The following is a 19,372-nucleotide window of genomic DNA, read 5'->3' as shown; positions in this document are numbered from 1 at the left end:
ATAAATTTCTTGTTTAAGTTTAGGCTTTTTAACTACAAAATTACGACTGATTTTGGCATCGATTTTCTCTTCCATTTTTTACACTTATAACATCAATAATTCTCAGAGTTTATTCTATGCCAGGTATCAATACAGGCACGATAGCTGCCGATCTTACCCGCAATGTATTAGCACAGAATTCGGCTAATGGATCCCTTGGAACTGCAATCAGTTCGGGCAATTATCGCGGTGATATTGTTAAGTTGGTGCCCGATGCTAAATCTTTGCTTGATGCCGCAGAAGAACTAACATTTAAAGCTTCCGAGTATGTTGAGAAAGATATCAGTAAGCGAAAAATTCAGGACGATTACGGTACGGTTTCTGAGATTCACGCCCTCGTCGAGGAGTACCTGAAGAAGGTACCGGATCTCGAAAAACAGCAAAAACTAAAAGACTTTGTCAGTAATCTGAGCAAACAGAATGTGACTGTTGCTCATCAATTGCTGGCTTATTTAGGCAGTTATTCGGGGGATGCCAGCGAGCAATTTGTTGCCCTGAGTGAAGCAAAAAAGCAGTTAACCGGTAAACCTGAGGCTAAGGCTTTGTTGGTTTTGATAAATGCTAGCTTGGCTAATATGGCTAAGGAGCAGGGGCCGCAGATAAGAGCCGGTCTGAATGTTTATGACGCCGCATTAGCGCTTAGTTCAGATAAAGAGATTGGTGATCTGCAAGGCTTGCGAGACTTCTATCGTGATTCGGTGCTGGATTATTCGGGCTTAGGCGATGCCTTCGAGAAAGTGCTGACACGCTTTGGCGATAAAAAAATCACCGAAGCTATCGGCTTCCTACTCAAGGGCTTGGGCGCAGATCTTCAAGTACAAGGCTCATCCATTGATAAGAGTAAGTTACAGCAGATCATGAATGATATTAAAAAATTAAAAGTGATCAATGGTCTGCATGAACAAGTCGCTCTGCTCTTCGAGCGGGTCAAGATAGCGCCGGCGGCGTAGGCAGGATGGCTTACAAGATAACCGATTTTTTGACCGACCTTATCTATCTGGTAGAGCAGAGATGGGTGGGATCTGATCAAATTTGGGGTTTGGCAGATAAGGCTGGTTTGATTGATATTTCACAGAAAATTTCATTTTTTCGTGAATTAAAAAAGCTTATACGTTTGATCCCCAAGAGATTTTTGCCGATGAAGAGCAACGTCAAAATATGATTAATGCGGCACAACAAGCTCAAGACCGAGCCATTGAAGAGGAAGAGGATATGTTTGATGGATTGGATTAATAGTGCGGTCGATGAGTTCTGCCGTATATCCGGTGTGGTCTCTGATTTTTCTACATCGGCAATCGTGCAACTCTCTTTCGAGCAGAGGGGCTTATTGAATATTGAAGTGGTACAGGAGCATCTGGTGTTATTTCTGATCCGTGATCTCGAGTGGCATCATCGCAGCGAGGCGCAAGTTAAGGCTCTGCGTTTGTGCCATATCGGGCAAGGTTGGCCGTACCTGATAAGAAGCGGCATGTTAGGCCAAGAGTCTCTGGTTTTGTCGGCGAGTATTCCCGTAGAAGATGTGACCTTGCCAATGATAGAACAAGCATTTGGCTTGTTGAGCCGTTTACATGATGAGATTGAAGTGAGATGAGTAAGGTTACGGCTGCCCATATAGGCATAGAACACCTCAGCTTTCACTCGAGTGATGAGTTAGATAATCCATTTCCTGCACGCTTTAGCTTGCCACCCGATGGGGAAGCGATTCCGACTCATTTGGATAAGCTCTATGAGTTGTCACCGGGTGAGCGCACCTTAAAATCTCTATCTAATCCTAAAATCAGTGATATGAGTCTGCTGAGGCCGAAACAGTATCAAGATACGTTTAAGGAAATCACAGAGCAACTCGAGCGATTAGCCAGCCAGTTAAAATCTGATGATTTGCAAGATGCGCTAGCCCTAATGAAGCAGACTAAGCTAGATCAAGACTACCTGTCCCTTGCCTTTCACCTATTGCTGAGAGTGTGAAGTGTCGATATTAAATCAATCCCAGATAGAAGTCCTGCACCTGCATGGGTGTCTACAGATGCAATACCAACATCCTAACAAGGCTGTTGTCTTGCTTAAAGCGCTTGTCTTGTGTGCCCCAGAGTTTAAACCCGCCCAATATACCTTAGCGCTAGCGTGTCTGGAGGCAGAAGAATATGAATCTGCAATTAAATGGTGCCGGACATTACTCGCTGAAAGTAACGACTCAGACAAACCCGCCTTATTTCTTTGCCTGAGTCGCGCCTATTGGCGCTTAGATAAAGCAATAGAGGCGAGAGAAGCCTATGGCTTCTATATCGATATGAATGTGAATAGCCAAGCAGAACAATTAAGCGGTACTCAATGAACAATTTAATGAATGTGTTGAACAAAGTCGGTCAGCGCAAAGATATCATGTTGGCAGTTTTACTCCTCGGGGTCATCTTCATGATGATTCTCCCTCTGCCTACTGCACTCGTGGATGTCTTGATTGGTATCAATATCACCATTGCCGTTGTCTTGCTGATGTTGGCCATCTATATCAAGTCGCCTCTGGAGTTCTCGGCTTTTCCTGTGGTCCTGTTGATTACGACCATCTTCAGGCTATCGTTATCTATTACCACTACGAGACTGATTCTATTGCAAGCCGATGCGGGTCAGATTGTTTATACCTTCGGTAATTTCGTGGTCGGCGGCAATTTAATTGTGGGTCTGGTTATCTTCTTGATCATCACCATAGTGCAATTTCTGGTGATCACTAAGGGCTCTGAGCGTGTCGCCGAAGTGAGCGCTCGTTTCTCCCTCGATGCCATGCCAGGCAAGCAGATGAGTATCGATGGTGACATGCGCGCGGGTGTTATTGATGTCAATGAGGCCAGAGAGCGCCGTTCTGTGATCGAGAGAGAGAGTCAGATGTATGGCTCCATGGACGGTGCGATGAAGTTTGTTAAGGGAGATGCTATCGCAGGTTTAGTGATCATCTTCGTCAACATTCTTGGTGGTGTGACCATAGGTATCACCCAAAAGGGCATGTCAGCCGCCGAGGCATTGCAGTTATTTTCCGTATTGACCATAGGTGATGGACTTGTCTCTCAGATCCCCGCGTTGCTCATTGCCATCACGGCTGGCATGATAGTTACCCGTGTCGATAATGACAATGCATCGGATATGGGATCTGAGATTGGTGAGCAAGTCACTGCCCAACCCAGAGCCCTGATGATCGGTGGTGCCTTGTTAGTGCTATTTGCATTTATCCCCGGCTTTCCCACTATGACTTTTCTTATTCTAGCCTTGATCGTGGGTGGCGGCGGCGCTTTAATTAACTTTAATAATAAAAAACAACTGGTTAATCAATCTGATGATCTACCTGCTTTCTTAGCTAATGGTGCAGGTGCACCAGCGGCTAAGTCTAAAAATGCCCCAATGCAGAATAATGGCAATAAGTTAGGTAACAAGGAGGAGTTTGCCTTAACTGTGCCCTTGATGATCGACATAGATGCCAGCCTACAGTCCCATCTCGAGGCCATCTCGCTTAATGATGAACTCGTCAGGGTGAGAAGGGCCCTGTATCTGGATCTCGGCGTGCCATTTCCCGGTATTCACCTACGTTTTAACGCCAACCTAAGTAATCAAGAATATGTGATTCATCTGCAGGAAGTACCTGTAGCCAGAGGACGTATAGTCAAAGAGAAGTTACTGGTGACCGAAGGTTCGGAGCAGCTTGAACTATTGAATATAGATTACGACAGGGATGAAAATTTCCTGCCGAGTATCGATACTATCTGGGTCAAGGAAAGCAAGTTGGACACTTTAGATAAATCGCGTATCGGCTTCCTTACCCCAGATCGAATCTTAACTTATCATCTGTCTCACGTGCTTAAAGAGTACGCCGAAGATTTTGTCGGAATTCAGGAGGCGCGCTATCTGCTGGAAGAGATGGAGGCAAGTTATGGTGAGTTGGTCAAAGAAGCCCAACGTATGGTGCCACTGCAGAAGATGACAGAGATCCTGCAGCGACTGGTGTCGGAAGATATCTCCATCAGAAATTTGCGCACCATACTCGAGGCTATGGTGGAGTGGGGTCAGAAAGAGAAAGATGTGGTGCAATTGACCGAGTATATACGTACCAGTCTCAAGCGTTATATCTGCTACAAGTATTCCAATGGCCAGAATGTGTTGCCGGCATATTTACTCGATCAGCAACTGGAGGAAACCATACGTAACGGTGTGCGCCAGACCTCGGCTGGAAGCTACCTCGCCTTAGATCCGTCCGTCACCCAGGAGTTTCTCTCAAAAGTTAAGCAGACCGTGGGTGACTTAAGCAAGATGAACAATAAGCCTGTGATGGTGGTATCCATGGATATACGTCGTTATGTGCGTAAATTGATCGAAGCGGATTATTACGACTTGCCTGTGTTGTCATTCCAGGAGTTGACTCAGCAGATCAATATTCAGCCATTGGGTAGGGTAGGAATGTGAGTAAGCATCATGACAGCTTGAGCCAGTATTTTATCGACCTAGGTTATCGAATTGCCCCTTATTATTGGCAACAAACGGACATAGAGCTGGGAACGGCCATCGAGTTGGATCAAGCCCTACTGGTTTATCGTGTCGAGCCGGAACGTAAGCGAGTACTCATCGTCAAATTCAGCCGCAAAGATTCAAAAGTTGGCCTGAGTAGCCCCTTTAAACCTCTGTATATCTTGGCCGAGGCCGCCATCCAAGTGTTTGGTAAAGCGTACCGGTTGGAAGGAGAAGTGGATGTATTTCGTGGCAGTCGTCTCAGTAATAAGCGACTGGCACGCTATTACCAACACACGGGGGCTGAGCTGGACATGGAAACCGGACAATACTCCCTGCTGTTAGCGAATCTGAGGAATATTCATTGATACGGCTGTCGGGTGTTCACAAAGTGATAATTTTACGCCTCTGAGTTACAGCCTTAAAAAGATTCACATTTTACTATGGAGAACATATGGCAGAACCTGAACATAATGCATTTGTGGCTACAATCGCCGAGGCACAGAAGGCGATAGATAATGCAGATCAAAGAACTGAATTAGTGAGTGAGATGCTTGCAGGTTTAGGGGTTAGTCATCTCGCTGCCAGTGCCATTTTTGATAATCAGGCCATGGATCCTAAGCTGACTCAACAGGCCGAGAAAGACTTGCTCCATGAGGTGCATCGTCAGCGACGGGCCGCATTGGCAGCTAATCCCACATTGGGAGTCAAGGACAGCAAGAAACGTAGACCGACCATGATGCGTGGCATGATGATTTAACTAAGGAATGAAAGTATGGCAATAAGTCCTATAGCTACAACTCCAGCCGACATTGTTTCTCAGGTGATGGAGGCATCACAAGGTCAAAACTTAGAAGCGCTGAAAACTTTTGCTTCTAAGATACAAGAAAAGTTACAAGATGCAGATAATAATATCTGGTCAACGGCTGACGATAGTATCTTTACACCTAAATCAGGTACGGATCTTACTCCCGAGCAGCGACTGAGTGACTTTCAACGTTTCTGGAGCTTAGTGCTTAATCAGTTAGTTTCAACTGGCCAAGATCCTCAAGAATTGTTAAAAGCCGATGGCACAGGCACATTGTTTAACAGATTGAATACAGATTTAGAGGCCTTGTTTGCTAAAGTCCCCTCAGGTCAGACAATTGGTGCCTCAGATATGAAACATCTTGCCCTGTTATCTGTATTCTCTGAGCGATTAGACAGTCCCATTTTAGTGACATACCAAGATAGATTGTTTACCAACCAAGCCAAACGTGACGCCGCCCAGGAAGAGCTGAAAGGCTTGTCTAATGAGTTGAAAATTTATGGAACCATCCAGAGTAAGTTACACGCAGCTCTGGCTAATGGTTCGGAATACAAGTCAACCGATGCGCTAACTGCTAGTGATTTTGGCTTCGATAGTGATGCAGATTACAAGGCATCCGACGTCTATAAAAAGCTAAAAAGTATTACGAGTAACACTTCAGGTCCTATATCGAGTAAAGATTTTTTAACGGCGATAGGGATCACCGCTAAAGATAAATATTCGGGCGATGATTTAAAGGAGCAATTACCTAACTTAGGCACGTCTATCTCAGATAAATCTAAGCTGATCAACGATGATGTTAGCCTTAAGACTACTGAGCTGAATCAAATCTCATCTACCTACAACAGCACTGTCGAGGCGATAAATCGTTTCGTGCAGAAATACCACAGTGTGATGCAGGACATATTGCGTCAAATATAGGATCCGTTATGGCTGAACAAACACAAACACAAACACAAGATAACAATTACGAAGATGAGCTGCTCTCATTTCTGGAAGATGGCGGCACCATGGGGATGTTACGTAATATTCCCGATGATGCCATAGAGCAGATGTATGCCGTCGCCTTTAATTATTACGAGTCGGCTAAATATGATGAGTCCCATAAAATATTTCAGCTCTTATGTACTTTAGATCATTATCAGGTGCGATTCTTCATGGGGCTGGGAGCCTGCCGTCAGGAGATGAAGCAGTATGAGTTAGCCGTCGATGCTTACAGTTTTGCCACCTTGATTGATGTGAATGAACCTAGGGCCCCTTTTCATGCCGGAGAGTGTCACTTAGCTCTGGGCAATATGGAAGCGGCTGAGAGTGGGTTTTATACCGCCAGTCATTTAGCAAAGAAACAGCCAGCTTACTCCGAGCTGGCGCAGCGAGCCAGTGCAATGCTGGAGGAGATAACTAAACAAGGAGTTACATAATGAATCAGATCACGTTAACTAATCCGTTGGCCCAGAGTGCTACGCTCTTGGATACGGAGCAAGGGATCACCAATGCTAAGTTGGAGAAAAAGCAGGAGCAGGGAGTTACGGTAAGTAGAAATGCCGAGCAACAAGCTTCTGTAGGCACTAATAGGCCGGGGGTCATGCTGGAAAAACCTAACCCGCTTATGAATACCAGCTCCCTTACTAGCGCCGAGAAAACCTTCAATGAACTCAGCTCGTTGATGAATAGTAATCAGCCGGCCGTTAAGGAGTTATTGGATAAAACTGGTGATATGTTTGCCAAGTTTTTAACCTCTTCATTTCAAAATGGTGCGGGTCTACCTAAAGAGCTAGCTAAAGGTGCCGAATACGGTATCGGCAGTGCGTTTATTGCCCTGTCTGCATCTTCGGTGGAAGATTTTGAAATTGAGTTAGCCAAGACGACCACTGAGCTTGAAAGGGCGCAGAATAAGTTAAAAGCCGAAGAGATAAAACGAGTTAGATCTGAGAACGAAGCCCAGATGAAAGATAACCAAGCCAAGATAAAAGAATCTGAAGAAGCGGCTCAAGAAGCTAAAAAATCAGGTCTTTTTGGTAAGATTTTTGGTTATATCAGCGCTGCTTTGTCGATCATTATCGGTGCAGTCATGATAGCAACAGGCGTAGGCGCAGTAGCGGGTGCGGCCATGATTGCCGGAGGCGTATTTGGTATCGTCTCACAGGTATTACAAGAACCTGCTGTACAGAGTGCACTTAAAGATGCCGGCATCAATGTCGAAGCATTTCAGAAAGTGATGATGGCACTAGAGATTATTTCGGCTGTGGTGAGTACCGTGGCTTCGTTTGGCGGCGCAGCCGCAGGTAAAGCCGCTCAGCTTGCCGGAAAAGTAAGTACCAAAATAGCATCCGGACTGACAAAGGTCGCCGATAAGTTAGATGACCTTGCCAAGTTAGGCACTGCAATTAATAAATTTGGTACCGCTGCCACTAAGGTCAGAACCATATCTACGATTACCGAAGTCGGTGCCAATGTTGCTCAAGGTACGGCGGGTACGGTTAATACTGCTTTTCAGGCTAACGCCGTTGGCAAGCAGGCCGAGACTGAGGATAGTAGGGCCGAGGTATTGGCTATGCGGGCGGTCATAGATCGTCTCAAAGAGGAGATCAGCCGTATGAGTCAAGAGTTCCAGGAAGTCATGCAGATGATCATGCAGATGATTAATGCTAATGGTGACTCTATGAAAGAAATCTTAAGCCGTCCAGCGGCGGTATAGGAGTAAGTTATGAGTTTAGTAATACAAAGCGGTACGACGACCCTGACTTCTGTGAATGATGTCACGTCGATCAATCAGGTTAATTCAAATAAGACGACACAAGCTGCGGCAGAAGACTCTGAGTTACTCAGTATTAAACAAGGTAACCGAGTCGTACTCGAAGCACCTCGTTCAGCCTTAGATCCGACTCAGATAATCAAGCTGGATAAACTGTTGGATTTGGTTAATTCTGGTGATTTTAAGAAAAACATTGGCGATGCGGTCGACAAAGTACAGAAAGCGTTAAGTGAGTTTCTGAGCTCTGTGGGTGTGGGTGGTAAGAATGAGTCTACCAGCAAAGGCGCATTATCGGATATTTTCGAACTGATGATCTTATTGTTCCAATTGGCTAAAGATAACCGAGAACTCAATATTACTCAGCGGGATATCGCCACAACGGCATCTGTTGCATCGATAAAAGCCCAGGCGAGTGAGTTAAGAAGTGCGAAGGGAGCCCTGATTGCCATGGCTGTGGTCAGTGGTGTTCTAGCGGTCACCAGCGCCGTGATGGGCGCGTTATCGGCTAAGAAGAGCATCAATCAGCTCGGTGAGAGCGGTAAGGTTAACAGTCAACTTACACAACAGCAGAATTTTAAAGATACCCTGAAAGGCTTGCAAGATGACGGCAAGAATGTGTCCGGGGCTTTACGTGGCACTAAGTCTGAGATAAAGAAATTGGGTCAACAAAACTTTGAAATAGATACCTTGCTTAAGGCGCGAGATTCTCGTGGCCAAGCCCGTAATGCTGTTTTGCAAGGGGTGGGACAAGTATCGAATAATATCGGTAGTGTCTATCAAACTGAGGCTCAGGCGTCTCAGAAAGAGGAAGAGGCGGAGGGAACCTTAAGTCAGGCAGAGAAGCAGAAGGCGGATGACCGTATCGGCTACGATGATAACTTCTTAAAAGAGGTACGTGATATCTTACGTGCTATCGGTGATAGTTATAATCAGGCTTGGAAAGCGGCGTCGACCCCAGCCTAGCCATTTAGCGTAATACTAAAAAGTGGTGAATCAATTCACCACTTTTTTATCCACTTCTAAACATCTCACTCATTTTCAATTTTCTATATCAATCGATATTAGATCAGTTTTATCTGCCTATCTTTTAACGATTTTGCTGATATGTCATCCGTTACCGAGGTGAATAATCCATCGATTTTTTGCTGAGGAACTTGGGGGAATCTGTCGATAAGCAAGTGGCGTAACCTCTGAGCCGACTGTTGTTTCGAGACTAAGGGGCTAGCTTGAGAAATTAAGCCGATATGCTTATCTTTAAACAATACAGAAGAGGCCTGAGCTACTTCAGTTTGAGTCTGGGGTGTCTGGTAGATCACACCTTGTTTGTCACCGATATTATTAGCCATAATATCTATACCTTGATCCCACTGATATTAGTCAAATGATGGCGTTCAAATTCACCTTCAGGCTCTAAATCTTCGATATTCAAGAGTTCCGCCCACCTCTCTGCTTGTGCTACCTGTTCGGCCAATATCGTTTCAAATTGAGCGAAGTCGAGAGTCTCAACATCGATATGTTGGTAGAGGCAAAGCTGCTGTTCTTCCAGATTAAGTCCGAATACGAGTCTGTGCTCACTCCAGTGATAATTGAACGCAAGTAAAGAGCGTAAAATTGCATCGTCCAGGTTGGCACATTCGGTTATTTGGGCTTCAAAGATCAGTAGCTCTTTTTCAGCTTGATAGATGATGCGAACAACAAGCTTGTCATCGAATGAAAGGCTAACTGAATTATCTTTTAAAGCCAGATCGGTAAGACCTATGCTGTCACCAAAATTTTGTAAAATAGAATTAATTTTGAGCGATACATCCATAGTTAAGTCCTGTTAAGGCTGAACAATAATCGCTCCATTTTATCAATATGTAGGCCAAACAATTGTTGTAATTCGCTGTGATTTTTTAGCTGGTGGTCGCCATGTCTCTCACCAGCTATCGGCTTGTATACTTCGTGTTATTCTTTTAGAACGTAATTGGCATATAAAGTTTGTGAGCAGAAATTGAGATGGTTACAGCCGGGGGGATAGTGAAGTTTAGACAATTATCTATGGCGCTAATGGGGGTTAGTTTGCTAAGTGCCTGTGTCGATGTCAGTGTGACTCGAGTGCTGCAGCCTATCGCTACGACTAATCGAGTTGAAACGAACTCGGAGCAAGGGGCTAATGTGACTGGGTGGGTCTCATTCGAAAATTATGTCCCGGCTCACGCTTCTAAATTGACCGTTACCTTATATATGAAATATGAAGGGCAGAAATTGGTTGTCGCTAAACAGGTTTACCAGAATAGTCATCTGCCAGTGCGTTATTTTTTTGCCGTCGCACCGATTCAATCTGGTCAGGGACACATGTTGCTTGAGGCTAAGTTGGAGGTTAATGGCAGACTGAAGGGGGTTGCCAGTTCAGATTATTTTTATCACTTAGGCACAAGCAAGTTAGATTTAATCTTGAAACCATCCCATTGAATACCCAGAAAACTCATATAGAGCCTTCTCGATAACAGCCTTTGAGCTATTAAATTGTGAAATATTTGGCTTTATCTTTTCGTTATTATAGAGAAAAATTATGACTCTTGCTTTTAAAGCTAGTATCGAAAACCTTTCAAATCGATTAGATCTCGTATCTCAAGAGTTGGACAATAACCTCTTTAGCATAACTATTGACGAGCGCTGGCCAGTACATTTCAGTGATCTTAATGGAGAATATGTGGTGTTATTCACCTCACTTGGAAAGTTGTCAAATCCTCAAATTGCTATGAGATTGTTAGCCGATAACCTTTTTGATTCTAACCCAATTAGGCCAAGGGTTGGTTTAGATGATACTAGTCAGAACTTGCTGTTGTGGTCTCAAGTTGCCTATAGCGAATGCGATGAAACTACTTTATATCATGCATTAACGGTATTTATTGAGCGTGCCAATGTATTCGATAGCTGGTTAGGTGAAGCTATATTGGCAGAGGAAACGCCTTTACAGAATCAGGAAGTTTCTCAGTTTATCAGAGTGTAAAGCTATAAGGTTAAATGGGCAGCACCTTAGGTGAAGCCCATTTAATTTTGAGGGCGACTTTTAGCTTAGCCTGTGTAGTTGTTTCTGACGTTGAATTTCCCTGCATCATCATCTTTTGGTCGACAGAAGTGACAGATCAATTGATCTTGTACACTAGGACCACAGGTATCTTTTAGTGCCTGGATTACATCTGAGAAATGCACCCCTTTGGCTTCTCTATTCAACAATAAAAAATCGAATGATTCCACGCTTTCTCCTCGATTCATCTCACCAATGAATTGAGCTGCCTGCTCAGGTTGAGTGCCAATACCTCCACTGAGTTTATAATCTGTAGCCTGACGGCTGAAGGAAGCATAAATTTGTGAATCTTCTTTAAATTCAACATGGCCATCTTTAAGCTTCTCTGCAAAGCCCATGGTTCTGGACACTAAGGTGTTGTTGGTTGTAGATGCAAACTTTAGCTCCAGACCTTCGGGTTTTTGAAATGTTTTATGTTCGCCTCTTGCGCCGCCGTGTGAGGAGAAAAGAACACTGTGATTATCTCCTTGTTGACGATTTACACTGCCAAAAAGATAGGCTATCTCTTTTCCATCGATTGAGATTGGTTGAATGTTCACGCCATAGGTTTGTTCTAGCCTTGCTATTTCAGCCGGAGGTAAATTTGTTCTGTTGACCGTAATATTTTCACCTGTTGCAATACGCTCCTCGATCCCGTGTTGACTAAACTTTGCTTGTGCCTGATTTAAGTCAGATACGCGGAAAGTACCAGCATTGGGGATATGTACGCCGAAAGTCCCAGGTTTTGATTCACTCTTCCAAATTGCAGCCTGATTTGATGAAGAGTCTGGTTTTGAATTGAGAGTCGCGACTTCATTTCCCCATCTTCCCTTAACTTCATTGCCAAATTGGGTATGTTTAAACTCGGTTATTTTGGTTTGGGCTTCCTGTAATGAGTTTGACTTAGTGAAACCGACTCCAGGTAGATTGATTCCATAGGCTCCAGGTGTACTTGCACTAGGCCAGATGGCCAGTGAGTCTAATTTGACTGATGGTCTGGATGTTAGTGCAGTAATATCACTACCAACCTCCTTATCGATCAGTGTCTGTAGCTGCTGGTTTATTGTTTCGTTTTTATTAAGGTGTGACAGTGTTATTTTCGGCGATAATGGAGGTAAAGTATGCTGTTGGATTTGTGGTTTTGTGCCGCGATGAGGCACCGCTGGTGCCTCGCGTGGAGGTAGCTCTGGTGCTTGAGATTGATGACGAGCAGCAGCGTTTAATAATATCTGAGCGTCTCCTAAGCTAAGTTGTGCCCCTTTTAAGCCTTTAAAGATCACTTCACCAGAACGGTTTCCCTGACCTAAATCGAAATTTTTAACATTTTTTAGCAGTTGTGATACTTCTTGATTATTGAGGCTAGTGTTTTTCACGTGTCGCAGGACTTCTTTAGAAAAATTGGACTCAGATTGTGCGACTCCGTGTTGTACTGCTAGGCCGTTAAATCGGCCCTTGGGGGGGTGGTTAGCCTCTATACTCCCATTTTTATTTCTTGCAGATTGATCTATATCAATCTGCTGATTAACAAAAGTTTGGAGTGTATTGATATTTAATGGCATATGAGTAATCCCTTTAATTAACTTTACTCATGATATTTTCTAATGCTTTATCTGGCAGTCATTTTTAGTTTTAATTTTGTGATTTTTAGCCTTAAATACTCTGAACCTACTCGGAATCGTATTATCTAGTACCTTCGTGCATATTACTTTGCCTTCTAGTAATAAGCCTTCCTAGTCTTAGTTTTGTTTTTTATATCTCATTAAGCCCCCACAGTTCCATCGCCATACAAATGTATCAATATGTGTTCCCTATATTCACGTCGATGTAACATATTTTTTTGTTGTCGGTTTTCTATTCACTTATCTTGACTAATAATTGTTTTTGTCTTTGTTGGTGCTGGGTTTTTCTGTCGATTGTTTTTATTTTGGTGGTAATCATCGGCTTTGAATTCACTTGAATTAATCACTTTGTATGGGTTTGTGGGGTTTTTTAATATTTTTTTCTAGTTGGTTGTTCTTTAAGTGGTGCCAATCAAACTTTGGGTGGTTAAGCCTATTGAGTGGATTATGCTGCAGTTCTAACTTGCTTGCTTTTTAACATATCTAAAACTTAAAAGTTACCTCCTGATTGATAAATGAGCTTAGTTTTTATTTGGTAGGGTGAAATTTATTTGTTGTTAGCTCTTTCTTATTTGGTTGTTAATTACCGTGGGTGCATTTTGTCTTGTTTGTTGCTCTTGGTTAGCCTTGGGTAAATTTTTTTATCGAATGTTTTTTTACTTGTATCTAATGCTCTATTTTTAAACGAATTAAGTTAAATGTTAATTTTGATTGCGCTTAGCATGTGAAATATTGTCTTTTTTTTTATTAAATATAAGTCTAGAATGCTTCGCTTCGTATTTGAGTTGGTTAAATATCAACCTGCGATAAATATAAAAACAACAAGACTAAATACCTAAAATACACTCAACATCGATTGAGTAAACTTATTCTTCGTCCATGTTATGCATGCCGAAATAAAATACAGAAGCTGTAAGAAGGGGTTATGGGGAATCCAATCGAACTTGTTTCTCAATGTGACTTACAAATAAATACGAGTCTTGTGTGCGATTTTATTGCTTCTGGTGGTTCAGAAGTTAAGACGATTCAAGACGATGTTTTACTGTATGTCCAAGTGGGAGCAATTACTATTCAATCTGCAGATGAAACCTTGACCATTCAAGCTGGTGAAGCGGGTTTCATACGCAGAGGAGAATATCTGTTTGAATACTTTTCTGATACTAGTGCGGGAAAAGTTGAGACGATTTCTGTCTTTTTTAATACAGATTTTCTTAAATCATTCGTTCAGCGTCATGCTGAAACGCTCGCATCTTTTGTTGCCATGGGCCAACAATCGAGAGTTGTCGCTAAGTTGTCAATAAATGAGCTCGTGAAGCAGACTTTGGATGGTCTGTTTTCTGTGATCGAATTTAAGTTGCCAGGCATCTTGTATGAGCTAAAACTCGAGGAGTTGTTGTTATTAATTGTACATTCCAGCTCAGGTGGTGACTTGTGTCGTTTGCTACGCCAACAGGCTAACCGCTCTTCGGATCGTCTGCATGCGTTTATGGAGAAATACTACCTGAAAGAGTGGAAGTTGAGTGAGTATGCAAGAGAGTTTGGCGCTAGCCTGACTACGTTTAAAGAGTTATTCCATGAAGTTTTTGGAGTTTCCCCTCGAGCATGGATCACCGAGAGACGCTTGTTATATGCCTATAACCTCTTGTTGAGTAGTGAAACGCGTATCGTAGATATTGCAATCGAGGCCGGATTTTCCAGTCAGTCATATTTTACTCAGAGTTATCGTCGCCGCTTCGGGATCACCCCAAGTAAGGTACGTTCACAGTTGAGTTTGTCTTCAGGCTAAAATTTTCAGACGTTTTGTGTAAGTCTGAAAATGATAACGACGATAAAATTGGTCATGAATACTATCTGAGGATGTGTAATGACATGGGAATCGATGAATAAGTCAAAATTTAAAGGACGAAAGATTAGCCTTGTGGCGGGTGATACATCCGGCTCTAGGGCAAGTTTGTCTGTGGCCTCATCTGTTGTCAATGTAAGCCATAAGAAGTTGGTCGAGATTGGGGTGGTGAGTGAGCAGCAGTTACTCTTGCTAAAACGTATCATCGAGCGCCGTATTCTCGATTGTATCTTGGCCAGTGATTACATCAATGCCTGTGTCGATTTTGGTATATCTCTTACTAAGAGTGATTTAAAAATATTCCTGCAAATCAGTGCCGATATTTTTAGACACAGCCAGAAACGCCAGATGCACGAGCTCTTAGCCGAGATTAATGCAAGTTTGCTGCCCAAGTTTAATCTGGGGCATATCGAGATGTTAGCCAAGCTGGTATATCAATCTTTCGAGTCTTGGTTATTGAAGAAAAATGACAGCCATGATGAAGACTTGCTCGGTGAGTATCAGGCTCTAGTGATCTTGAAATCTCAACTAGAGACCAAAGTGAAGTTCTGGGATGGTTTAGTGGTTAATGATGTCAATAAAGCCTATTTAGAAGCTCATGTAAGCGAGGCCTGTAACGGGCTAAAGCAGTGTGAGTTGCAATTGTCACGACTCGAGCCCTCCATCCAAGCACTAAAAGTGTATAGACAGCAGGTTGTAGATGCCTTGCTTTTTTCTTTTAAGGAGCTGATTTCACAAGGAGTTAGCCCACAATCATTCTCCTCTTGCCTAGCCCGTATATCCTTGGGTTTACCTGAGCTAACTGGTGTGTTGAATATGATAAATGATCTGACTTTAGGTCATGAAACTGATCATGCCAGTTTAGGTGCTTGGCTGATAAACGCCAATTCGATGCCATCGAATACCCTTTTCGAAGTGAAGAGAACCAAGAGTTACCAGATCAGTCCCCTATGGAAGCAAGTAAGCCGATGAAGCTAGAAGAAACATTAAGCGCTCTACTGGCGGCCTTGAGTGATGACTTGAATCAAGCAATCTTCGTTGTGAATTCTGATGGACGCTATAGCCTGAGTTTCGACGATGTGTCAGTCGAATTTTATCTGAGTCATGGTTGGCTGATCATTGAGAGCGATCTTAAGTGTGATCTGTCCCAAGGTTTGAATTATCAACAGGAAAGTGCACTGGAAAAGGTCATGCAGCAGGCACTGGTTAATGTGAGATCCCATGCATCTGTGCTGGCAATCAATGAGATGAACCGCTTGACTCTGGTTCAGCGCGTCGAGGCTGAAGTCTTACCCAGTGCTTTTATCACTATGGTTAATCATCAGGTGGATATTGCCGAGAGATATCAAGAACTAATGCAGCAGCATACTTTAGCAAGTTCGGATCAGAATCGAGTGTGGTTACCTTAATGAAGTGGATTAACTCAGGTACTTACTCACGCGCCTTGTGGAGCATAGGCTTAAGCTTGCTGTCCATGACCGCTTTGGCACAGCCATTGGACTGGGTGGATCGCGATTTTAAATATTACGCTAATAATGATTCATTACGGGATGTCATCACTAACTTTGCGACTAATTATGGCGTCTCTGCTGCGGTAAGCGGGCAAGTCTCTGAGCAGATAAGTGGTCGATTCTCGCCGGATGATCCGGAAGCATTCTTGAATTATTTGGCTAGTTTGTACAACCTGACCTGGTATTACGATGGTGCCGTTTTATATGTTTATAAGGCAGTGGAAACTCAGTCTAAGTTGATTCAATTGAATCAAGTACCGGTTGAGGAGTTACGGGAAACTTTAGAGTCTACTGGAATTTGGGAAGAAAGATTTGGCTGGAGAGCGATAACCGGAAAAGGCAGTGTTTACCTTGCCGGGCCACCTAGATATGTGCAATTGGTGACTCAAGTTGCCGAAGTATTAGAGCTACATGAAAGCCAGCAAGTGGCTAAGAATGATGATTTCTATATCGAGATCATCCCTCTTAAATATGCCTCTGCTACCGACAGGAGCATCAGTTATCGCGACCAAGAGATCATAGTGCCCGGTGTTGCCACCATATTAGAAAATATCCTATCGGGCGTCGATGCCAACATAGTGAATCAAACTGAGGGGGAAGCCGATTTAGACGGAGAAACTCAGGTGAAGAGTCGTTTTCGTAACGGGGCTAAAGTGCAGGCCGAGCCAGGGCTTAACTCGATTATCGTTCGTGATTCCCGCTCAAGGCTACCGCTTTATCGTCGGCTGATCCAACAGTTGGATAAGCCTCAGCGTCAAATTGAAATTGGCTTGTCGATCATAGATATCAGTGTCAACGAACTCGAACAACTTGGGGTCGATTGGACCGTAGGCATCGAGGCCGGTGATAATCAAGTTATCGATATCAATACCACAGGCGATACTACTGGTGATATCACCCTAGGTAATGGCTTGGATTTTAGCTCAGTGTTGGATAAAACCAATCTTAACTACCTGCTGGCTCAAGTTAACCTACTACAGCAAGAGGGCAGCGGCCAGATCGTGTCCCGTCCGACTCTGCTGACACAGGAAAATGTCCAAGCAGTATTGAGTACCAGCGAGACCTTCTACATACAATTGATCGGTGAGAAGTCTCAGTCTCTTGAGAAAGTAACATCTGGAATGGTATTTAAGGTGATCCCCAGAATAGTGGGCGACAGAAATGCAGCCAGACCAGATATCAATTTGAGTCTGCAGATTGAAGATGGTTCTCAAATCCCCGATGGTGCAATCAACGGGGTGCCCTCGACCCGTAAAACAGAAATGAGCACCTTAGCTACGGTAAAGCAAGGTCAGAGCCTACTCATTGGTGGGGTATACCGTGACGAGATCACTCAGAGGTTACGTAAAGTTCCCTGGTTGGGCGATATTCCTTGGGTGGGTCAACTGTTTCGCTCGCAAGCTAATACTAAGAGAAGAACGGTACGCTTATTCATCGTAGAGCCCAGAATCATCACCCAAGGCCTGGGCAATAATATCGTGGTGGGTAATAACCAAGATTTACGCGGCCAGATGGTCGGGATCGAAGATATCTCAAATCTGAACCAAAGTTTCCGGTCCGCCTTGAGCTTTTATCGCTGTCAAACAACAGAGGAGGCAGTTCAACAGCAGCAGGGACTGCTCGGTGATGGAGTAAGTTCCCGCCGTCAGGACTGCAGATTGCCGACGGGTGAGATGGGGGCGAGAATCGTGCCTGGTGAGTGTGATGAATCAGATCTTAGCTGTTTTTTTCCAGCTGAAGAGGCGAACTAAATGACCCAATGGAAAATTAAACTGCTATCGGGAAGCCACGCTCAGGTTGAATTACCTCTCAGTGCCGGTGAATTCATTATCGGTAGTGATGAGTTGAATGCCGATATCGTGTTATCGGACAAGGATATTGATGCCAAACATGTGACTCTATCCGTTGCCGAGGCGATCACTTTAATCGAACTGCCTCAAGCCAGTCAGATCTTCATTAATGATGAGCAGAAACAAACTCATTCAAGCTTGATCTTGGCCCGGGGGACTCGGTCAGACTCGGTGCCCTATGTTTTGTGGTTGGTTGGCAGGAAGATGAATTGGGGCAAGCCTCAGTTCCTCAAGCAGGTGAGATTAAGCATCAGGTAGCTAATCAATCGGCAAGTTCATGGCGAAGATCTGTATTGATAGGGCTATTGCTTAGCCTGATCCCATGCACATTTTTGGTGATCCAGATGCAGGACTCTAATACCGATAAGAGTGCACAAATTACAGAGGCCGAGCCTATCGTCTTGGTTCGTAATGCATTGGAAACCTTACAGCTCAGTGATGTTCGAGTCGAGTGGAATGGCTTAGCCAATCAGGTGGAACTGGAAGGCTATGTTGAAACTAATCTTCAAAGAATTCAACTTCTTAATGAGATTGAATCTTTAGGCGTTAATTATCAGAGTCACCTGAGGGCGATGGATACCATACGTCGTGGGGTGAAGTTCATTTTGGGTAATCTAGGTTATCAGCAGGTACAGGTAAAAAATGGTGATTCGGCAGGCACGATTCTGCTGACTGGCTATATAGATGATGCCAGCCGTTGGAGTCAGGTCGAGAAGATTATCGAGAGTGACATACCGGGTTTGCTGGCATGGAAAGTAGAGTTGCAAAGAGCGGGTGCCTATCTGGATGAACTTAAAGAGATGCTGAGAGCCGTCAACTTGCTATCCAAGTTACAGCTGGTTAAAGCCGCAGATAGAATCGAGGCCAGAGGTGAGCTTAACGAAATGGAAAGTACCACCTTCTATAAGGTGGCTCGAGATTTCAGAGAGAAATTTGGTGATAAGCCCTACCTGGTACTCAAGTCGATTCCTAAGGTAAGCAAGGGGGCGAATATCGATTTTATCGTGCGGGCTGCAAATTTTGGCATCGTGCCCTATGTGGTGCTAGCGGATAACAATCGCTATACCCAAGGCACAAGGACACCGTCGGGCTATCTTATTATGAGGATCTCTGAATTTGGCATAGATATCGCCAAAGGAGATCAACAAATTACCATTAATTTTGGAGGCATAAATGACAGCGTCGCCAGTCAGTATGACGACATTGGAAGCGCGCTTGCGCGCCAATGATGCGGATAAAGAGATACAGAATATTCGACAAGATCTTCAGGATACATCTAACTGGACTAAGCGTCAGATGAACACTGGTTGTCGACCCGAAGAATATACACAACTAACTAAAGATTTAGAGGCGCTAAATGCCGCTAATCAAGTGTTAGACCAAATCCAATCCAAATGATGAGTAAATAAG

At 43.8% G+C, this 19,372-nt stretch carries 23 protein-coding genes and 1 pseudogene; 21 read left to right on the top strand and 3 right to left on the bottom strand.

The features are described from left to right. Window positions 1-116: 116 nt before the first annotated feature. The 12 genes and pseudogenes from sctW to sctB all read left to right on the top strand — a co-directional run bounded on the left by sctW (window position 117) and on the right by sctB (window position 9,050). On the top strand, window positions 117-989 hold the full coding sequence (sctW, locus tag FM037_RS27685) for a type III secretion system gatekeeper subunit SctW (RefSeq protein WP_144048645.1): 873 nt from the start codon (window positions 117-119) through the stop codon (window positions 987-989). Window positions 990-994: 5 nt separating this feature from the next. After that, window positions 995-1,272: pseudogene (locus FM037_RS30505) on the top strand (TyeA family type III secretion system gatekeeper subunit). Continuing rightward, window positions 1,259-1,630: a type III secretion chaperone SycN gene (gene sycN, locus FM037_RS27675; protein WP_144048644.1), complete on the top strand. Its 372-nt coding sequence runs from the start codon at window positions 1,259-1,261 to the stop codon at window positions 1,628-1,630. The pseudogene FM037_RS30505 and the gene sycN overlap by 14 nt, the downstream one beginning before the upstream one ends. Further along, the gene (gene sctX / locus FM037_RS27670) at window positions 1,627-2,004 is read left to right on the top strand and encodes a type III secretion apparatus assembly protein SctX (protein WP_144048643.1); all 378 of its coding nucleotides are present in this window, start codon (window positions 1,627-1,629) and stop codon (window positions 2,002-2,004) included. The genes sycN and sctX overlap by 4 nt, the downstream gene beginning before the upstream one ends. Window position 2,005: 1 nt before the next feature. Further along, entirely contained in the window at window positions 2,006-2,371 is a 366-nt protein-coding gene (gene sctY, locus FM037_RS27665) for a type III secretion apparatus assembly chaperone SctY (protein ID WP_144048642.1), read from the top strand. Then, window positions 2,368-4,482 (top strand): type III secretion system export apparatus subunit SctV, encoded by a 2,115-nt coding sequence (sctV, locus tag FM037_RS27660; RefSeq protein WP_144048641.1) that lies wholly within the window; start codon window positions 2,368-2,370, stop codon window positions 4,480-4,482. The genes sctY and sctV overlap by 4 nt, the downstream gene beginning before the upstream one ends. Next, window positions 4,479-4,892 (top strand): type III secretion system regulator LcrR, encoded by a 414-nt coding sequence (locus tag FM037_RS27655; RefSeq protein WP_144048640.1) that lies wholly within the window; start codon window positions 4,479-4,481, stop codon window positions 4,890-4,892. Before sctV ends, FM037_RS27655 begins: the two co-directional genes overlap by 4 nt. An 86-nt stretch (window positions 4,893-4,978) precedes the next feature. Continuing rightward, entirely contained in the window at window positions 4,979-5,284 is a 306-nt protein-coding gene (locus FM037_RS27650) for a type III secretion protein (protein WP_144048639.1), read from the top strand. A gap of 15 nt (window positions 5,285-5,299) precedes the next feature. Further along, a complete protein-coding gene (locus FM037_RS27645) occupies window positions 5,300-6,253 on the top strand; it encodes a virulence-associated V antigen (RefSeq protein WP_144048638.1) in 954 nt (317 codons plus the stop codon). A gap of 8 nt (window positions 6,254-6,261) precedes the next feature. Then, the gene (locus FM037_RS27640) at window positions 6,262-6,753 is read left to right on the top strand and encodes a SycD/LcrH family type III secretion system chaperone (RefSeq protein ID WP_185976924.1); all 492 of its coding nucleotides are present in this window, start codon (window positions 6,262-6,264) and stop codon (window positions 6,751-6,753) included. Beyond that, complete coding sequence (gene sctE / locus FM037_RS27635) at window positions 6,753-8,030, top strand: type III secretion system translocon subunit SctE (protein ID WP_144048637.1); 1,278 nt, start codon at window positions 6,753-6,755, stop codon at window positions 8,028-8,030. Before FM037_RS27640 ends, sctE begins: the two co-directional genes overlap by 1 nt. 9 nt (window positions 8,031-8,039) lie before the next feature. Continuing rightward, window positions 8,040-9,050, top strand: coding sequence for a type III secretion system translocon subunit SctB (gene sctB, locus FM037_RS27630; protein WP_144048636.1), 1,011 nt, complete (start codon window positions 8,040-8,042; stop codon window positions 9,048-9,050). A gap of 98 nt (window positions 9,051-9,148) precedes the next feature. Here sctB and FM037_RS27625 read toward each other — a convergent pair whose 3' ends face one another. Both FM037_RS27625 and FM037_RS27620 read right to left on the bottom strand, forming a co-directional pair. After that, window positions 9,149-9,433 (bottom strand): hypothetical protein, encoded by a 285-nt coding sequence (locus FM037_RS27625; protein ID WP_144048635.1) that lies wholly within the window; start codon window positions 9,431-9,433, stop codon window positions 9,149-9,151. A gap of 5 nt (window positions 9,434-9,438) precedes the next feature. Then, entirely contained in the window at window positions 9,439-9,897 is a 459-nt protein-coding gene (locus FM037_RS27620; RefSeq protein ID WP_144048634.1) for a type III secretion system chaperone, read from the bottom strand. A gap of 209 nt (window positions 9,898-10,106) precedes the next feature. On the opposite strand from FM037_RS27620, the gene FM037_RS27615 reads away from it, so the two are divergent. Both FM037_RS27615 and FM037_RS27610 read left to right on the top strand, forming a co-directional pair. Next, window positions 10,107-10,541, top strand: coding sequence for a YscW family type III secretion system pilotin (locus FM037_RS27615; RefSeq protein ID WP_152830829.1), 435 nt, complete (start codon window positions 10,107-10,109; stop codon window positions 10,539-10,541). 100 nt (window positions 10,542-10,641) lie between these two features. Then, window positions 10,642-11,082, top strand: coding sequence for a CesT family type III secretion system chaperone (locus FM037_RS27610; protein WP_144048632.1), 441 nt, complete (start codon window positions 10,642-10,644; stop codon window positions 11,080-11,082). 65 nt (window positions 11,083-11,147) lie between these two features. Here the strand turns inward: FM037_RS27610 and FM037_RS27605 are convergent, their stop codons facing one another. Continuing rightward, complete coding sequence (locus tag FM037_RS27605) at window positions 11,148-12,698, bottom strand: putative adhesin (RefSeq protein ID WP_144048631.1); 1,551 nt, start codon at window positions 12,696-12,698, stop codon at window positions 11,148-11,150. 985 nt (window positions 12,699-13,683) lie between these two features. On the opposite strand from FM037_RS27605, the gene FM037_RS28905 reads away from it, so the two are divergent. The 7 genes from FM037_RS28905 to FM037_RS27570 all read left to right on the top strand — a co-directional run bounded on the left by FM037_RS28905 (window position 13,684) and on the right by FM037_RS27570 (window position 19,360). Beyond that, window positions 13,684-14,544, top strand: coding sequence for a helix-turn-helix transcriptional regulator (locus FM037_RS28905; protein ID WP_144048630.1), 861 nt, complete (start codon window positions 13,684-13,686; stop codon window positions 14,542-14,544). Between the two features lie 78 nt (window positions 14,545-14,622). Further along, window positions 14,623-15,573: a T3SS regulon anti-activator ExsD domain-containing protein gene (locus FM037_RS27595; protein WP_144048629.1), complete on the top strand. Its 951-nt coding sequence runs from the start codon at window positions 14,623-14,625 to the stop codon at window positions 15,571-15,573. Then, window positions 15,570-16,010 carry a CesT family type III secretion system chaperone gene (locus FM037_RS27590; RefSeq protein ID WP_185976923.1) on the top strand — a complete coding sequence of 147 codons (441 nt, stop codon included), beginning with the start codon at window positions 15,570-15,572 and terminating at the stop codon, window positions 16,008-16,010. Before FM037_RS27595 ends, FM037_RS27590 begins: the two co-directional genes overlap by 4 nt. Next, window positions 16,010-17,863, top strand: coding sequence for a type III secretion system outer membrane ring subunit SctC (gene sctC / locus FM037_RS27585; RefSeq protein WP_144048627.1), 1,854 nt, complete (start codon window positions 16,010-16,012; stop codon window positions 17,861-17,863). The genes FM037_RS27590 and sctC overlap by 1 nt, the downstream gene beginning before the upstream one ends. Next, window positions 17,864-18,220, top strand: coding sequence for an FHA domain-containing protein (locus FM037_RS29870; protein ID WP_144048626.1), 357 nt, complete (start codon window positions 17,864-17,866; stop codon window positions 18,218-18,220). After that, window positions 18,148-19,191 (top strand): type III secretion system inner membrane ring subunit SctD, encoded by a 1,044-nt coding sequence (gene sctD, locus FM037_RS27575; protein ID WP_144048625.1) that lies wholly within the window; start codon window positions 18,148-18,150, stop codon window positions 19,189-19,191. Before FM037_RS29870 ends, sctD begins: the two co-directional genes overlap by 73 nt. Continuing rightward, the gene (locus tag FM037_RS27570; RefSeq protein WP_144048624.1) at window positions 19,136-19,360 is read left to right on the top strand and encodes an EscE/YscE/SsaE family type III secretion system needle protein co-chaperone; all 225 of its coding nucleotides are present in this window, start codon (window positions 19,136-19,138) and stop codon (window positions 19,358-19,360) included. The genes sctD and FM037_RS27570 overlap by 56 nt, the downstream gene beginning before the upstream one ends. Window positions 19,361-19,372: the final 12 nt, after the last annotated feature.

Origin of the sequence: Shewanella psychropiezotolerans (assembly GCF_007197555.1) — a bacterium.
Lineage (GTDB): Bacteria > Pseudomonadota > Gammaproteobacteria > Enterobacterales > Shewanellaceae > Shewanella > Shewanella psychropiezotolerans.
Note: the sequence above shows the minus strand (reverse complement) of the source record. Positions and strands in the feature narration are given on the sequence as shown.

What these genes read in the sequence shown, in the direction of transcription:
- sctW (WP_144048645.1), top strand. Translation starts at nt 117, where the DNA reads ATGCCAGGTATCAATACAGGCACGATAGCTGCCGATCTTACCCGCAAT.
- sycN (WP_144048644.1), top strand. Translation starts at nt 1,259, where the DNA reads ATGGATTGGATTAATAGTGCGGTCGATGAGTTCTGCCGTATATCCGGT.
- sctX (WP_144048643.1), top strand. Translation starts at nt 1,627, where the DNA reads ATGAGTAAGGTTACGGCTGCCCATATAGGCATAGAACACCTCAGCTTT.
- sctV (WP_144048641.1), top strand. Translation starts at nt 2,368, where the DNA reads ATGAACAATTTAATGAATGTGTTGAACAAAGTCGGTCAGCGCAAAGAT.
- FM037_RS27650 (WP_144048639.1), top strand. Translation starts at nt 4,979, where the DNA reads ATGGCAGAACCTGAACATAATGCATTTGTGGCTACAATCGCCGAGGCA.
- FM037_RS27645 (WP_144048638.1), top strand. Translation starts at nt 5,300, where the DNA reads ATGGCAATAAGTCCTATAGCTACAACTCCAGCCGACATTGTTTCTCAG.
- FM037_RS27640 (WP_185976924.1), top strand. Translation starts at nt 6,262, where the DNA reads ATGGCTGAACAAACACAAACACAAACACAAGATAACAATTACGAAGAT.
- sctE (WP_144048637.1), top strand. Translation starts at nt 6,753, where the DNA reads ATGAATCAGATCACGTTAACTAATCCGTTGGCCCAGAGTGCTACGCTC.
- sctB (WP_144048636.1), top strand. Translation starts at nt 8,040, where the DNA reads ATGAGTTTAGTAATACAAAGCGGTACGACGACCCTGACTTCTGTGAAT.
- FM037_RS27625 (WP_144048635.1), bottom strand. Translation starts at nt 9,433, where the DNA reads ATGGCTAATAATATCGGTGACAAACAAGGTGTGATCTACCAGACACCC.
- FM037_RS27620 (WP_144048634.1), bottom strand. Translation starts at nt 9,897, where the DNA reads ATGGATGTATCGCTCAAAATTAATTCTATTTTACAAAATTTTGGTGAC.
- FM037_RS27610 (WP_144048632.1), top strand. Translation starts at nt 10,642, where the DNA reads ATGACTCTTGCTTTTAAAGCTAGTATCGAAAACCTTTCAAATCGATTA.
- FM037_RS27605 (WP_144048631.1), bottom strand. Translation starts at nt 12,698, where the DNA reads ATGCCATTAAATATCAATACACTCCAAACTTTTGTTAATCAGCAGATT.
- FM037_RS28905 (WP_144048630.1), top strand. Translation starts at nt 13,684, where the DNA reads ATGGGGAATCCAATCGAACTTGTTTCTCAATGTGACTTACAAATAAAT.
- FM037_RS27595 (WP_144048629.1), top strand. Translation starts at nt 14,623, where the DNA reads ATGACATGGGAATCGATGAATAAGTCAAAATTTAAAGGACGAAAGATT.
- FM037_RS27590 (WP_185976923.1), top strand. Translation starts at nt 15,570, where the DNA reads ATGAAGCTAGAAGAAACATTAAGCGCTCTACTGGCGGCCTTGAGTGAT.
- sctC (WP_144048627.1), top strand. Translation starts at nt 16,010, where the DNA reads ATGAAGTGGATTAACTCAGGTACTTACTCACGCGCCTTGTGGAGCATA.
- FM037_RS29870 (WP_144048626.1), top strand. Translation starts at nt 17,864, where the DNA reads ATGACCCAATGGAAAATTAAACTGCTATCGGGAAGCCACGCTCAGGTT.
- FM037_RS27570 (WP_144048624.1), top strand. Translation starts at nt 19,136, where the DNA reads ATGACAGCGTCGCCAGTCAGTATGACGACATTGGAAGCGCGCTTGCGC.